The sequence below is a fragment of the Bradyrhizobium erythrophlei genome (genome assembly GCF_042430365.1).
In the GTDB taxonomy this organism is placed as follows: domain Bacteria; phylum Pseudomonadota; class Alphaproteobacteria; order Rhizobiales; family Xanthobacteraceae; genus Bradyrhizobium; species Bradyrhizobium erythrophlei.
Genome location: NZ_JBHMET010000224.1, coordinates 71,449 through 84,929, shown reverse-complemented (window position 1 = coordinate 84,929; position 13,481 = coordinate 71,449). Strand labels below are relative to the sequence as shown.

The 13,481-nt window shown below is 60.5% G+C and carries 15 protein-coding genes; 12 read left to right on the top strand and 3 right to left on the bottom strand.

The features are described 5' to 3' along the window. Window positions 1-89: 89 nt before the first annotated feature. From ACFFWD_RS31605 to ACFFWD_RS31560, 10 genes are read left to right on the top strand one after another with little or no spacing between them, the layout of a single operon-like run. Window positions 90-953, top strand: coding sequence for a hydrogenase expression/formation protein (locus ACFFWD_RS31605; RefSeq protein ID WP_376972327.1), 864 nt, complete (start codon window positions 90-92; stop codon window positions 951-953). Continuing rightward, window positions 950-1,681 carry a [NiFe]-hydrogenase assembly chaperone HybE gene (gene hybE / locus ACFFWD_RS31600; protein ID WP_376972086.1) on the top strand — a complete coding sequence of 244 codons (732 nt, stop codon included), beginning with the start codon at window positions 950-952 and terminating at the stop codon, window positions 1,679-1,681. Before ACFFWD_RS31605 ends, hybE begins: the two co-directional genes overlap by 4 nt. Beyond that, window positions 1,678-2,775 (top strand): nickel-dependent hydrogenase large subunit, encoded by a 1,098-nt coding sequence (locus ACFFWD_RS31595; protein WP_376972084.1) that lies wholly within the window; start codon window positions 1,678-1,680, stop codon window positions 2,773-2,775. Before hybE ends, ACFFWD_RS31595 begins: the two co-directional genes overlap by 4 nt. Further along, window positions 2,768-3,109, top strand: a complete 342-nt coding sequence (gene hypA, locus ACFFWD_RS31590; protein ID WP_376972082.1) for a hydrogenase maturation nickel metallochaperone HypA — start codon at window positions 2,768-2,770, stop codon at window positions 3,107-3,109. Before ACFFWD_RS31595 ends, hypA begins: the two co-directional genes overlap by 8 nt. After that, window positions 3,109-4,053: a hydrogenase nickel incorporation protein HypB gene (hypB, locus tag ACFFWD_RS31585; RefSeq protein WP_376972080.1), complete on the top strand. Its 945-nt coding sequence runs from the start codon at window positions 3,109-3,111 to the stop codon at window positions 4,051-4,053. The genes hypA and hypB overlap by 1 nt, the downstream gene beginning before the upstream one ends. Continuing rightward, window positions 4,050-6,317, top strand: a complete 2,268-nt coding sequence (gene hypF / locus ACFFWD_RS31580) for a carbamoyltransferase HypF (RefSeq protein ID WP_376972078.1) — start codon at window positions 4,050-4,052, stop codon at window positions 6,315-6,317. The genes hypB and hypF overlap by 4 nt, the downstream gene beginning before the upstream one ends. A 1-nt stretch (window position 6,318) precedes the next feature. Next, the gene (locus ACFFWD_RS31575; RefSeq protein WP_512699841.1) at window positions 6,319-6,555 is read left to right on the top strand and encodes a HypC/HybG/HupF family hydrogenase formation chaperone; all 237 of its coding nucleotides are present in this window, start codon (window positions 6,319-6,321) and stop codon (window positions 6,553-6,555) included. Next, window positions 6,552-7,694, top strand: a complete 1,143-nt coding sequence (hypD, locus tag ACFFWD_RS31570) for a hydrogenase formation protein HypD (protein ID WP_376972074.1) — start codon at window positions 6,552-6,554, stop codon at window positions 7,692-7,694. The genes ACFFWD_RS31575 and hypD overlap by 4 nt, the downstream gene beginning before the upstream one ends. Window positions 7,695-7,696: 2 nt before the next feature. Beyond that, a complete protein-coding gene (gene hypE / locus ACFFWD_RS31565) occupies window positions 7,697-8,737 on the top strand; it encodes a hydrogenase expression/formation protein HypE (RefSeq protein WP_376972072.1) in 1,041 nt (346 codons plus the stop codon). Beyond that, complete coding sequence (locus tag ACFFWD_RS31560) at window positions 8,701-9,060, top strand: hypothetical protein (RefSeq protein ID WP_376972070.1); 360 nt, start codon at window positions 8,701-8,703, stop codon at window positions 9,058-9,060. The genes hypE and ACFFWD_RS31560 overlap by 37 nt, the downstream gene beginning before the upstream one ends. Before the next feature lie 62 nt (window positions 9,061-9,122). Here the strand turns inward: ACFFWD_RS31560 and ACFFWD_RS31555 are convergent, their stop codons facing one another. From ACFFWD_RS31555 to ACFFWD_RS31545, 3 genes are all read right to left on the bottom strand, one after another. Then, window positions 9,123-10,094 (bottom strand): LysR family transcriptional regulator, encoded by a 972-nt coding sequence (locus ACFFWD_RS31555; RefSeq protein ID WP_376972068.1) that lies wholly within the window; start codon window positions 10,092-10,094, stop codon window positions 9,123-9,125. A 63-nt stretch (window positions 10,095-10,157) separates the two neighbouring features. Beyond that, window positions 10,158-10,784, bottom strand: a complete 627-nt coding sequence (locus tag ACFFWD_RS31550) for an acyl-homoserine-lactone synthase (protein WP_376972066.1) — start codon at window positions 10,782-10,784, stop codon at window positions 10,158-10,160. Window positions 10,785-10,863: 79 nt separating this feature from the next. Beyond that, window positions 10,864-11,592, bottom strand: coding sequence for a LuxR family transcriptional regulator (locus tag ACFFWD_RS31545; protein WP_376972064.1), 729 nt, complete (start codon window positions 11,590-11,592; stop codon window positions 10,864-10,866). 416 nt (window positions 11,593-12,008) lie between these two features. Here ACFFWD_RS31545 and ald point away from each other — a divergent pair, with 416 nt between their 5' ends. Both ald and ACFFWD_RS31535 read left to right on the top strand, forming a co-directional pair. Beyond that, window positions 12,009-13,121, top strand: coding sequence for an alanine dehydrogenase (ald, locus tag ACFFWD_RS31540; RefSeq protein ID WP_376972061.1), 1,113 nt, complete (start codon window positions 12,009-12,011; stop codon window positions 13,119-13,121). A gap of 175 nt (window positions 13,122-13,296) precedes the next feature. After that, window positions 13,297-13,470: a YegP family protein gene (locus ACFFWD_RS31535; protein WP_376972059.1), complete on the top strand. Its 174-nt coding sequence runs from the start codon at window positions 13,297-13,299 to the stop codon at window positions 13,468-13,470. Window positions 13,471-13,481: the final 11 nt, after the last annotated feature.

Genomic DNA, 13,481 nt, shown 5'->3' with positions numbered 1-13,481 from the left:
ATGATCTGATGCGGCTCGGTCTGCTAGAGGTGGGGACCGCAGGCGTCGACGTGCGCGTCGCGCGCGGTCGCCGCGCCGATCAGGCGTCGCTGAAACCAAGTTTCCGGGCCGCGCACGAAGGCACCGATCCGCCGGTGAGCGCGTTTCCCATCGGTGCGGCAAGTCTCGACGCAATCCATAGCTGGCCGACAGCGGCGGGTGCGCTCGCCAGGTTCGCTTCGCTGGATGGCGCCGAGCTGGCAAGGAACTGTCCGAAGGCCATCGCGCTTTTATTGAACGTCGCCGCTGCCGTGTCCGGTCAGAAGAGCAGCGCGCCGGCGCAGCTGTTCCGGCTCGGGAATCTCAGCGATCTCGAGCGCGAGCTGATTGCCGACGTATTTGGGGAGGGCGAGGTCGCCGGCGTCGTTGACCTGCCGGAAGGCTCTGTCGCGCAAATCCAGGAATCAGTGCTTGCGGGAATCTGGCGCGTGTGCATCGAGACCGACACCGCACACGACTATATCGAGGTCGGCGCGATTCCGGAGATCGTGCGGCGCGCCGCAACTGACTTGACGTCGACTAATCTCATGATCGACGCAGCGCCGGACGGCGCGATGAATGTGCTGCCAGTGCTCGCGGAAATCCGCGAACGCGCGCTGGCCTGGAGGCCTGGGATGCGCACGCAGATCATAAATTTCACGCTGCTGCCAATGAGCCAGGTCGACCTGACGTTTCTGCAACAAAGCGTCGGAAGCGGGCCCATCAAGCTCATCTCGCGCGACTACGGCACTTGCCGAGTGCGGGCGACGGGCATCCGAAACGTCTGGTCGGTGCAGTTCTTCAATTCCATGGACACCATCATCCTGGATACGGTGGAGATCGGCGGCGTACCGACGGCTGCGTTGGCGGCCGACGAGGATTTCGAGGATTCCGCAGAACGCCTGCAGGAAATCATTGAGGCTTACTTCAAATGACGAGCTTTGAGAATTTTGGCGTCCGGGAGGATCTCGCGGACGGCGCGCGCATGGAGTGCGGCATCTGCTGGATGGTCTACGATCCGGCTGAGGGAGACGAGACAGCGCGGATTGCTGCGGGAACGGCTTTCGCCGCGTTGCCCGAAGATTGGCGTTGTCCAAATTGCGACGCCCCCAAATCGAAGTTCATGTCGATTGAACATGGCGCCCGCGAACAGCCTCCCTGCAGGAGCGTGCACGCTGATCCGTCGGCGTGGGGCGAGATGCTCGCGGCGGCTTATCGGGATATCTCCGATCGGACTATGCGCGAACTGCCAATCTTCAACGACGCCTTGAGCGTCGAAGCGATCGGTTTTCGCGCGCACGAGGGCGGGATCGTCGGGGTGATGGTCACGCCATGGTTCATGAACTTGGTTGTCGCCGCGACCAATGCGGCGTCGCAATCGTTTCCCGGTCCGGGATCGAACCTGCGCTTGCGATTTCCGTCCGGCGACTTCGAATTCACCGTCGGCGAGGTCGCGGCTGTGGGTGCGATTGCGAGTTGCTCTCTGCTTTCGTCGATGTTTGGGTTCAAGGACATGGCGTCCGCCCGAGCCACCGCCGAAGCGGCGCTCGCGGCGCTGATGTCGCCGGCCAACCACTTGGTGTCGTATCCCGATGCGCCGCATATCGGTTCGATCGACCGCCGGCATTTCTTGCGCGGCGTGCTGGCCAAGTGGCGCGCATGAGCCTCGCCGTCGGCAACCAGATCGATGTCACCGTATCGCTTGCTGGCGCGGCAATTGCCGCCGTCGAGATTCTGCCGAGGGCCCGGCCGTCACTGGCGCGGCTGTTCGCCGGCAAACCGGCCGCTTCGCTGCTCAACGTGCTGCCGCGACTCTTCTCCTTGTGTGCTGCTGCGCACCAGGTGGCATTCCTGTCCGCGATGGAGGCGGCGCGCGGCGAAGATGTCAGCCTTGCCACGAGGCGGCATCGTATCGCCCTGGTCGTTGCCGAGCGGCTGACGGAATTGCTGCGTGGCCTCCTTGTCGGGCATCTCGCGCTTAATATCACCAGTGCTTCAGCTATTCGCGCCCTGATGCAGGAACTGTCGGTCCTGGTCGGCAGCGGAAAGCCCGGGTGCGGCCCCACTCGAGGCGAGGCAACAGCGCGGATTGCGCCGGTGCTGGCCGCGCTCGGCATATCGAATGAGGATGGCGCGCCAACGCCCGGCAGCCCACTCGCTCTTCGCATCGCGGCGCTCGAGGAGATCGTATGGAAGCCAATGCCGATGCAGCACTCGTTCCTGTCAGTTGGTGACGATCGCAATATCGTTGGACGGCTGCTTGTGAGTGACGCGAGAGCTTGCCGTTGCCCAGACCTGGCGGACCTTATTCCCGAGACGGGTCCGTGGGCGCGCCAAATGATGCGTGCTCGGCGCTCGCTAAGCCGGTCAGGGCCGGTCGAGCGACTGAAGGCGAGGGTTACGGAAATCGCGCGACTATGCGCTTGGCTCAAGGCCGGTGCTCATGTCGAGGTGGCCGAGGATGGGATCGTCGAAAGCTACAGGCTGGAGTCTGACCGTGGTGCGGCCGCGGTCGAATGCGCCAGAGGACGTCTCTATCACGCGGTTGAACTTGATCGTCAGGGGCAGATATCGCGCTTCGAATTTTGTGCGCCGACCGAATGGAACTTCCACGCGCGCGGTCCGCTGGTCCGCAGCCTGCAGGGGGCGGTGTTGACAGGACGACAGCACGAACAGGATGCGGTTCGCGCTTTGATCGCATCGTTTGATCCTTGCGTCGGGTTCACCCTCAAGTTCCGCGAAGTTGACGATGCATGAAATGGCGCTTTGTGAGAGCGTAATGGAGATCGTCGAGGAGGAAGCGCGCCGGCGTTCGTTTTCCAAGGTGAGGACCGTGTGTCTGGAGATCGGGGCGCTGAGCCATGCCGCTCCAGAAGCGATAAAGTTCTGCTTTGCGGCTGTTGCCGCGCGGACCATCGCCGACGGCGCGATTCTTGAAATCGTCGAATCGCCTGGCGTCGCCTGGTGCATGGCCTGTTCGAGGAGCGTCGAGATTGCGCAGCGGTATGAGCCGTGTCCCTGCTGCGGCAGCTATCAGTTGCAGGTAACCGCGGGCGAAGAGATGCGGGTGAAAGAGCTGGAGGTCGACTGATGTGTGTCGTATGCGGCTGCAGTGAAGGAACGCTTTCCACTGAGGGGGCCGACGCGCACGAAGTCAAGTGCCACCATGATCATGCGCGGGATCATTACGATCATCATCGTGATCATGTGCATGGCGGCCAGGATGAGCATCATCCGCACCACCGCCGCCATCATCACCATCGTGACCATCATGATCATGGCCATCATGGCGGACGGGCGCTTGTGGAATGCGGCGCAGGCGCGGCCGTCTTGAAGGTCGTGAGCATGAACAGCGAACGGGTCATTCAGATCGGGCGCGACATCCTCGACAAGAACAATCGGATCGCGGCCGAGAACCGCGCGCGCTTCCTGGCCGATGACGTACTCGTATTCAACCTTGTTTCCAGTCCCGGCGCGGGCAAAACCTCGCTGCTCGTCCGCGCCGTCTCCGAGCTCAAGCGGAGACACCCCGTTGGGGTCATCGAGGGCGATCAGCAGACCTCGAACGATGCCGAGCGCATTCGCTCGACCGGCGTGCCCGCAATTCAAATCAATACCGGCAAGGGCTGCCATCTCGATGCTGCAATGGTCGGCGAGGCTTATCGCCGCTTGCCGTCGCTCAAGCGCGGTATTCTCTTCATCGAGAATGTCGGCAATCTGGTTTGTCCCGCGGCATTCGATCTGGGCGAGGCTAGCAAGATCGTGGTGTTCTCAACCACCGAGGGTGAGGATAAGTCGCTCAAATATCCGGATATTTTTGCGGCATCGTCGCTCATGCTAATCAACAAGATTGATCTGGCGCCGGTGGTTGACTTCGATTTGGGCCAGACCATCGAATATGTGAGACGGGTCAACCCGAAGATTGATGTGCTACCGGTTTCGGCGCGTACCGGCGGGGGCTTTGCCGCACTCTACGCCTGGATCCAGAAGCAGGCTGTGCATCAGAGGTGTCCCCTCGAGGACGCAACGCGATGACCGCCAACCGCGACGTCACCACCTATCATGGAACCCGGCTTCGGGTCCACGTAAGTGGCGTCGTGCAGGGGGTCGGCTTTCGTCCATATGTTTATCGTCTTGCCACCCGTTATGGTCTGGCCGGGTTCGTCGCCAACGATCCCAACGGCGTCACCATCGAGGTCGAGGGCGACCGTACGTCCGAGTTTGTGGCCGCTTTGCCGCTCGAAAGACCTCCATTGGCGCTCATCGACCACATCTCCGTTCAGGAGATCGGTGCGCTTGCGGCGGTGGAGTTTTCGATCGGCTCCAGCGCACAGGGCAAGCCGTCGACGCGGATCGTCGCCGATGCGGCGACTTGCCAGCAATGTCTTGATGAGTTGTTTGACCCGAAAAGCCGACATTACCTCTATCCCTTCATCAACTGCTCCCATTGCGGGCCGCGCTATACCATCGCCGAACAGCTTCCATACGATCGCCGCAACACCGCTATGAAAGCCTTTGCGATGTGTGCCGCCTGCGCGGCCGAATATGCCGACCCTGTGAGTCGCAGGTTTCATGCGGAGGCGATCGCGTGCCCGACATGCGGCCCTCGGCTCAGTCATGAGATCAATGCCATTGCCGCCGCGATCACCGGCGGCCAAATCGTGGCGATAAAGGGGTTAGGAGGGTACCAGCTGCTTTGCGACGCTCGCAACCATGAAGCCGTGCAGCGTTTGCGGGGGAGGAAGCAGCGCGAACAGAAGCCGTTTGCGGTCATGGTCGGTTCCGTAGAGCAGGTCAGTGAGATCGCGCAAACGAATGCTGCCGAGCTCGCGCTGCTCCAATCCGCAGCCCGCCCGATTGTTCTTCTGCCGTCGCGCGACAATCTGGCGCCCGCGATAGCCCCTGGGTTGGCGCGCGTGGGCGTCGTGCTGCCCGTGGCGCCGCTGCATCACCTCATCTTGCATGCGCTTCGTTCGACAGGTGCATGGTTTGAGAGTGAAGGTCCAGTCATCGTCTGCACCAGCGCCAATCTCGGCGGCGAACCGCTCCCGAGCGACAACACGGAGGCGCTGCGGCGGCTCGCGGGCATCGCCGATCTTATTGTGACCCATGATCGCGATATCCTGACGCGTGTCGATGATTCCGTGGTGTCGGTAGTGGCGGGACGACGTCAATTCATTCGTCGCGCCCGCGGCTATGTTCCCGACCCGGTACGGCTCCCGAGGTCTGTACCGCCTGTGCTTGCCGTCGGCGGCGCGCTGAAATCAACCATCACGATCACGCGGGGCAACGAAGCGTTCGTCTCTCAGCACATCGGCGATCTCGATACAGCCGAAGGCATTCGCTTTTTCGAGGAGACGATCCAGCACCTCACGTCGACCCTCGATGTCGAGCCTGTCGTCGTTGCCCATGATCTGCATCCCAACATGGCGTCTACCCGCTTTGCAGAAGCAAGCGGCCGCGCGCTGGTCGCTGTCCAGCATCACCACGCGCACGCGGCGGCCGTCATTGCAGAGCATGGCCTTGAGGGACCTGCGCTCGCTCTTCTGCTCGACGGCCATGGCTATGGCTCCGACGGCGGCAACTGGGGTGGCGAGCTCTTGTTGTGTGAAGGCGCCAGGTTTCGACGCATCGGGCATCTCGCACCCCTGCAAATGCCTGGCGGAGATCGCGCGGCCCGCGAACCCTGGCGCATGGCGAGCGCAATATTTCAGTTACTGGGGCGGGAAAACGAGATCAGACGTCGTTTCGCAGCGCATCCACAGGCCGAGCGTCTGCCGGCATTGCTGGACCGGCCCGGCGGGCTCACCACGACCAGCGCGGGCCGGCTGTTCGACGCAGCGGCGGCGCTGCTGGGCGTGGCAACTTTGCAGAGCTATGAGGGCGAAGCCGCGATGAAACTCGAGGCGCGTGTGCGGCGGACTGCGGTGCTCGAAGACGGCTGGGTGATCGATGGCGGCGTGTTGTCGCTTCGTCCACTGTTTGCGCGTTTAATTGAAGACAACGTTAGCGCTACGGAGGGGGCCGGGCTGTTTCACGGCACGTTCGCCGCCGCCTGTGTTGACTGGGTCGCGCGTTCTGCGCGGACAAGCGGCGTCGCCACTGTCGTTCTAAGCGGCGGCTGTTTCCAGAACGCGGTGCTCGCGGATGAAATCCAGCGCGGGTGTATTGCGGCCGGCCTCACGCCTCTGGCGCCACGGCAGCTTCCGCCCAATGACGGAGGCTTGAGCCTTGGACAAGCCTGGATCGCCGCTCTGCAGATTGCTGCGGGGGCGTCAGCCCTGGAAGGGGCAGCCTGATATGTGCCTCTCGGTTCCGGCGGAAGTCGCGAGAATACTTCCCGATGACATGGCCATCGTGTCCATCGATGGCGTCAGCATGGAGATATCGATTGCGCTCATCGATGATCTCGCCGTGGGGGACTACGTCCTTGTCCACGTTGGCTACGCTCTGGCCAAAATCGACCCGGCGGAAGCCAAACGCACGCTGGAGCTCCTGCAGGAGCTAGGCAGCGCGGGACTGGAGATCCGGTCATGAAGTATGCCGACGAATTTCGCGATAAAGCCCTCGCGCAGGGGCTCGCGGGTGCGATTGGCACCGAAGCCGATCTGCAAAGGGCCTACCGGTTCATGGAATTCTGCGGCGGGCACACGTATGCGATCTCCCGCTATGGCCTGGAAGAGTTGCTGCCTGCGAATGTCCGCATGATCCACGGGCCGGGTTGTCCCGTCTGTGTTCTCCCCGCCAGCCGGATCGACATGGCGATCGGGCTCGCCCAGCGGCCGGAGGTCATTCTGTGTGTCTACGGCGATCTGATGCGCGTGCCCGGCTCGCAAGGACAATCCCTGTTGCGAGCCAAGGCGCTTGGCGCTGACATTCGGATGGTCTATTCGACGCTCGACGCGATCCGGATCGCCGAACAGGCGCCGAATCGAGAGGTGGTCTTCTTTGCCATAGGATTTGAGACCACGACGCCCCCGACGGGGGTGATGATCCGGCTGGCCGAGAGGAAGCGGCTGAATAGCCTCAGCGTTTTCTGCAACCATGTGCTTACTCCGTCGGCGATGCACCGGATTCTCGCGGGCCCCGATATCGGCAATGTCGGCCGGGTTGAAATCGACGGATTTGTCGGGCCTGCGCATGTCAGCACCATCATCGGTACGGAGCCTTACGAGTGCCTGGCTGAAGAATACGGCAAGCCGATCGTAATCGCAGGATTTGAACCGCTCGACATGATGCAGGCGATCCTGATGCTGGTGCGGCAGGTGAACGAAGGCCGCCATGAGGTGGAGAACCAATACAGCCGCGCGGTGACGCGTGTAGGCAATCGGCGCGCCAAGAAGGAGGTGTCGGACATTTTCGAACTGCGTGACCAGTTCGAATGGCGCGGGCTCGGGCTCGTACCAAATAGCGGACTGAAGCTGAAGCGGGCTTACGCTCAATTCGACGCCGAGGTGCGTTTCGCGATGCAAGACCTGCATGTCGCGGACGATCCGGCGTGCGAGTGCGGGGCCATCCTGCGCGGCGCCAAGAGGCCGGTCGACTGCAAACTGTTCGGAGCCGTCTGCACGCCGGAAACCCCCGTAGGGTCCTGTATGGTCTCGACGGAAGGCGCCTGTGCCGCGCATTGGACGTATGGCCGCCTTCGCGATTATCAGTTGGGGCGCGCGTCGTGAGAATGAAGGCCTGTGAACGCAAGCTCGATTTCAAGAACGGATGCGTCGACCTGTCTCACGGTTCCGGGGGGCGCGCCATGACGCAGCTGATCTCCGGCCTCTTTCACGAAGCTTTCGGCAATCAATGGCTGGCCCGCTGCAACGATCAGTCGTCCTTCGATGTCGGCGCGGGCAGGATGGTGATGACGACCGACGGCTATGTGGTTTCGCCGCTATTCTTTCCCGGCGGCAATATCGGGTCGCTCGCGGTGCACGGCACAATCAACGATGTCGCGATGGCCGGCGCGCGTCCGCTCTATCTGTCAGCAAGCTTTATCATTGAAGAGGGCTTCCGCTTCTCGGATCTGAAGGAGATTGCGGACTCGATGGGGAAGGCGGCGCGGGGCGCCGGTGTTTACATCATCACGGGCGACACCAAGGTTGTCGAGCGCGGTAAAGCGGATGGCCTGTTCATCTCGACAACCGGGGTCGGAGTTCTGGCCGATGGGCTCGATCTTTCCGCCGAGAAGGCAAGCGTCGGCGACCGTGTGCTGGTCTCCGGCAGCCTCGGCGACCATGGTGTGGCGATCATGTCGAGACGCCAGAACCTCGCTTTTCAGATCGAGATCGTCTCGGATTCTGCAGCGCTCCATAATCTCGTGGCCGTCATGGTCGCGGCCGGCGGGAGCGGCATTCGGGTGATGCGCGACCCCACGCGCGGCGGTCTTGCCGCGACGCTCAACGAGATTGCGCATCAATCGGGCCTTGGGTTCCGTCTGCAGGAAGAGGCTATTCCGGTGAAGCCTGCGGTTGCAGCCGCCTGCGAACTTCTTGGGCTTGATCCGCTCCATGTCGCCAACGAGGGCAAGCTCGTTGCCATCGTGGCGCCTGATATGGCTGATGCCGTGCTTGCAGCCATGAAGGCGCATCCGCTTGGGTGCGATGCGGCTGATATCGGCAAGGCCGTAGTTGACGATCATCAGTTTGTGCAGATGTCGACCAGCTTTGGCGGCGCACGAATTGTTGATTGGCTGTCCGGCGAACAATTGCCCCGGATCTGCTGAGCACGCCGCGTGCATTCTGCTTTTCTCGCATTTCTTTCGAAGGCCTGATCGCTGCGGCTGAGTATCAATTGGAAAAAGTGCGGCCGTTGGAAAGAGAACTTCTCATCCAGACATTTCGCGCATTATCATTCTGGCAAGTGTTCAATTTTCCCTTCATCTGCTTGGCTTGGCGGCGCTTGATGACATTCATGTGCGCGCCCTGCCTGGCCATCGTCGAGTTGGCCATAGCTGCCGTCGACGACCATTGGCCTTTCTGCAATCGGATTTCCAATGACCCGGACCCGCCTGCTTCGGCAGGCTGCCGTGGTGAGCAAACGTGGTGAGCGCAGGTCGGACTGGATTAATCGTCAGGGACAACATCAACGCGAAAGCGACAAGTCCGAGATCACCGCTGCCCTTCTCCAACCGGCGGAGTGTGATTGTCGCTCAATAATTTCAAGAAGTTCGCCAGGGCTGGATTTTCATTGTTAGTTCTCCAACGAGCCGAGAACCCAATCCGAGAAGATCCGGTGCCATCGCGCAGTTCGCGGTAGGTCAACCCAGGCAATGTTGTCGCACCGAAGTCAGACTCCAGCGCCAAAGTGACGCCAAGGCCCATGCTTACGAGACTCTTTACAACGCTTCGACTTACCTCGTGCCGCTCAATCTTAGGCCTGCTCTCGCACAGGAGCAGCTTTGAAATGAGAAGCTCCTCCAGCTCTCGTCCTGGATCTTGCGGGCTCAGGAGCACGGACTGATCACGAAGGTCCGTGGAGTAGATCACTTCGCGCGTAGCCAACTCGTGATTCGCAGGTAACGAAATGAGGATTCGTTCACTCCAGAGCGGAAGGACTCTTATCATCGCCGTGGAAGCCAATCTCTCGGACGCTATCACAACGTCGAGTGTTCCATTCTGCAGTGCATTCAAAAGGTGGCTGTGAGATCGTTCGACCGTCGTGATTTCTACCTCGGGATAGCATCGCTTAAATTCTAAAAGAGTAGCGCGAAGATTTCCTGCCAGAACGGACATGCAGAATCCAATGGCTAGGTGCCCAGCTTCGCCTGCCGCAGTGGCACGTCCTGTCTCAAACAGAACATCGACCTGCTCAAGGATGAATCTCGCAATGCGGAGAACATCTCGGCCGGCCGGGGTTGGCCTGACACCTCCGCTCGATCGTTCGAACAAGGCCGCCCCGACCAGATGCTCAAATTGCCCGATTGCGCGACTGAGTATTGAATGTCGAACGGCCAGAAAATGCGCAGCCTTGCGAAGGCTTCCGGCGTCGCTAGCAGTGACGGCGAATCGCAGGTGCTGCAGTGTTATCGCGTCGATCCGCGCTTTATGTCGCTCTTGATCTTCGCGGTCGGCGTTAGACATGGCGCACCCAACAACGAAAGGAAATTCAGTCGGTCACTGCGGAGACGCCGGCAGACGACGCGTTCATTCGATTAAGACTGGAGCCCAGAGGACTGGCGCGGAGAGCCCGCCGGCAATACGTATGTTCCGAAGAGCCTCGGCGGAAACTTCGAGGTGTCCCGCCACAGCGAGAGTGTTGCCGATGCTGCACGGAGGAGAAATACGGCCGAGGGGCCACCCCGCGCGCCTGAGTATTCTTTCCATCCGAACGTCGGTGGCCGTAACGATATTGTCTAGTCGCCGGGACAGTCCAAATTCAATCATCCCTGCGAAAAGCTCGTAAGTGGCCTTCAGCAGCCCATGCTCGCGCTTCGGCCCATCAGGAGCGACGTCGATTGCGAAGCGGCTACTCTCCCATACCAGCGGGTCTGCCGGAGCAGGGTTTCCTCCAAGAAGCATCGGAAAAGTGTCGCGTACCATCGTAGGCCCCATCGTCGGCAGGAGACGGACCGAACCTTGCACATGCCCTTCAACGGATGTTTGAACCAGGTAGGCCGGATGCAGCGCGTCAAAATCATCAATCTCCATGTCGCCGGACGTCCGAACGCGCCAGTCCAGCCGCTGCTTAAATACGCGATATCGCAGCTTGTACATGGACGCGAGCATGCAGGAGAACGGGCCGTAGAATGATTCTGTAATCAGTTGAATCATGCAGCCCCTCCAAAGCAGACACGACTCTGACTGGATTTCGTACAACGAGCATCCCGTACACCTATGGGGGATGTTGACCTTATTCTTGCCCATCTACTTTGGCAGCGGCCAGCTGCACCGCAGCCTGAATGACCGTCCGGACCCCCAGCTTGTCTCTCGCGCTATTCAGATAATAAGCTGCGGTATTGCGCGATATGCCGAGGATTTGACCAATCTCCCACTTGGTCTTGCCCTGTGCGGCCCATTCCAAGCATTCGAGTTCGCGAGGAGACAGAAGAATTCCATGGATTGTCATTTCATGCGAAAGTTTGCGGCGAACATGCGCATGGAAGCATATGGCCATCAGTTGAAGGACACGCGCATGCAGATCAATGCACTTTTCGAACTGCGGACGCCTTTGGTCTGTGGCGAAGGTTAGGGCAGCGACTGGGCTCTGCCCATCATGAATTGGGACAGTAAAGCCCTGGCGAATTCCGAATTCGGCAGCCTCGCCTAGAAATCCTTGCTGCGCCGGTGAGATCTGGCTGGGAAGTAGCTCCGAACCCCATTGAAATGGTTCGGTGTTCTCCAGCGCGTGTGTGATAATTGGATCCAGGCGTTCGTAATGGTTGCGGACATAATGCGTGACCCAATTGCTCGGATAGGTCGATATTACGAGCGGGTTTTTGCCAACCCGCCGCGGCATCGATAAATATGCAAAGTAAGACAGATCAAGTGCGGTAGCAGTGATCGCCATCGTCTCTGCGAAGTCGTCAGCATCTTCGGCGCTCGACAGGCGATCGATGAATGTTTGATAGATGCGGTGCATGGTCGTGCGTCGCTAATCGGATTTCGAACAGGTCAAAATAGGGGCAGGAACGTCCCTAAGACCGGCGGACCCCGAGTCAAGGAGACGCCGCCGAGGCGAGCGTGACAGCACGCGGGCGTTGAGGTCAAATCGGTTCAGGTGAAGTCTTTCCGATGCTCCGCTATTGTATCCTTCTTCCACCGCGGGCTGCTTGCGCCAGAGGCTATTCGCTTCGACATCCTGGTGGCTGATCCGCGTGCTGGATCGTACTACTGCCAAGCTCCGTGGACTGGGATATTGGTCTCGTCGGTGTCCATGTGTTGGAAACCTGCGCGGTCGAGCAAAAATCGCTGAATTTCTGCGCGATTTGGACGCCTGCTTAGCAATATCGCATCGCTCTTCCGATTAGAAAGGTCATCCAAGCAAGGAGAGTGCAAATGAAGGTCGGGGTTCCCAAGGAAATCAAGGCGCACGAATATCGCGTGGGCCTGACCCCTGGATCCGTCCGCGAGTATGTGGCTGCCGGCCATGGTGTGGTGGTCGAGACCGATGCCGGCGCCGGCATTGGCGCAAGTGACGACAATTATCGCAAGGCCGGCGCAACAATTCTGGATTCCGCACGCGAGGTCTTTGCATCGAGCGAGATGATCGTAAAGGTCAAGGAGCCCCAACCGTCCGAATGGGGGCAGCTGCGAGAGAATCAGATCCTCTTCACCTATCTGCATCTGGCGCCGGACCCGGAGCAGGCCAAGGGCCTCCTAAAGTCCGGGTGCACCGCCATTGCCTACGAAACCGTAACTGACGCGCATGGCGGCCTTCCACTGCTGGCACCGATGAGCGAGGTCGCAGGTCGGCTTGCGATCGAAGCGGCAGGTAGCGCTCTGAAGCGGTATACAGGCGGGCGGGGGCTATTGATCGGTGGCGTGCCCGGTGTTCAACCGGCGCGTATCGTGGTGATTGGAGGCGGCGTTGTTGGCACGCATGCGGCGCGCATGGCGGTCGGTTTGGGTGCCGAGGTCACCATCATTGATCGCTCGATACCCCGGCTTCGCGAGCTTGATGAGCTGTTCGGCGGGCGTGTTCGAACCAGGTTCTCTACGATCGACTCCGTGGAGGAGGAGGTGTTGGCGGCGGACGTGGTCATTGGCGCGGTGCTCGTTCCCGGGGCGAGCGCGCCGAAACTGGTCAGCCGCGGTATGTTGAGCTCGATGCGCAAGGGCGCGGTGATCGTGGATGTCGCTATCGATCAGGGTGGATGCTTCGAGACATCGCACCCGACCACCCACGCTGATCCAACTTACGAGGTGGACGGCGTCATTCACTACTGTGTGGCCAATATGCCCGGAGCCGTCCCGCTCACCTCAAGCCAGGCACTGAACAACGCGACGCTGCCATTTGGTTTGGCTCTGGCCAACAAGGGGTTTTCCGCCGTGCTCGAAAATCCGCACCTGCGCGCGGGCCTCAACGTCCATCGAGGCCGGCTCACTTATAGGGCTGTGGCCGAGAGTCTCGGGCTGCCCTTCTCACCGATCGAACAGGCTGCGGCCTGATCCCAGAGGCCCATAGCGGGCGTTTCCTCCCTGACTTGGGCCACTCCCTCGGAGTGGCCTCTTTTTTGAGGGCCTCTATTAACCTGCTGAGCACAACGATTTCGATCCCCCACTCTGCGTCGCCGGATTTGTACTCGAACAAGTTCCGCTGAAAATCATCAAGATTGAGGCTGATATGTTTTTCTACCTCTATGAAGACAAGGCAAATCAGTGGCGCTGGGCGCTGTTTGCGCCCAACGACAAGAAGATTGCGGACTCCGGTGAAGGCTACTGGAATAAGGCCGATGCCCAGCGTGGCATCGAGCTTGTCAAGGGCACGCACCATGCGACGCCGGTTTACGAACAGTGAATCGGCGCAGT

Excerpts from the sequence above, each read along its gene's own strand:
- hybE (WP_376972086.1), top strand. The coding sequence starts at position 950 with ATGACGAGCTTTGAGAATTTTGGCGTCCGGGAGGATCTCGCGGACGGC.
- ACFFWD_RS31595 (WP_376972084.1), top strand. The coding sequence starts at position 1,678 with ATGAGCCTCGCCGTCGGCAACCAGATCGATGTCACCGTATCGCTTGCT.
- hypA (WP_376972082.1), top strand. The coding sequence starts at position 2,768 with ATGCATGAAATGGCGCTTTGTGAGAGCGTAATGGAGATCGTCGAGGAG.
- hypB (WP_376972080.1), top strand. The coding sequence starts at position 3,109 with ATGTGTGTCGTATGCGGCTGCAGTGAAGGAACGCTTTCCACTGAGGGG.
- hypF (WP_376972078.1), top strand. The coding sequence starts at position 4,050 with ATGACCGCCAACCGCGACGTCACCACCTATCATGGAACCCGGCTTCGG.
- ACFFWD_RS31575 (WP_512699841.1), top strand. The coding sequence starts at position 6,319 with ATGTGCCTCTCGGTTCCGGCGGAAGTCGCGAGAATACTTCCCGATGAC.
- hypD (WP_376972074.1), top strand. The coding sequence starts at position 6,552 with ATGAAGTATGCCGACGAATTTCGCGATAAAGCCCTCGCGCAGGGGCTC.
- hypE (WP_376972072.1), top strand. The coding sequence starts at position 7,697 with ATGAAGGCCTGTGAACGCAAGCTCGATTTCAAGAACGGATGCGTCGAC.
- ACFFWD_RS31555 (WP_376972068.1), bottom strand. The coding sequence starts at position 10,094 with ATGTCTAACGCCGACCGCGAAGATCAAGAGCGACATAAAGCGCGGATC.
- ACFFWD_RS31550 (WP_376972066.1), bottom strand. The coding sequence starts at position 10,784 with ATGATTCAACTGATTACAGAATCATTCTACGGCCCGTTCTCCTGCATG.
- ACFFWD_RS31545 (WP_376972064.1), bottom strand. The coding sequence starts at position 11,592 with ATGCACCGCATCTATCAAACATTCATCGATCGCCTGTCGAGCGCCGAA.
- ald (WP_376972061.1), top strand. The coding sequence starts at position 12,009 with ATGAAGGTCGGGGTTCCCAAGGAAATCAAGGCGCACGAATATCGCGTG.
- ACFFWD_RS31535 (WP_376972059.1), top strand. The coding sequence starts at position 13,297 with ATGTTTTTCTACCTCTATGAAGACAAGGCAAATCAGTGGCGCTGGGCG.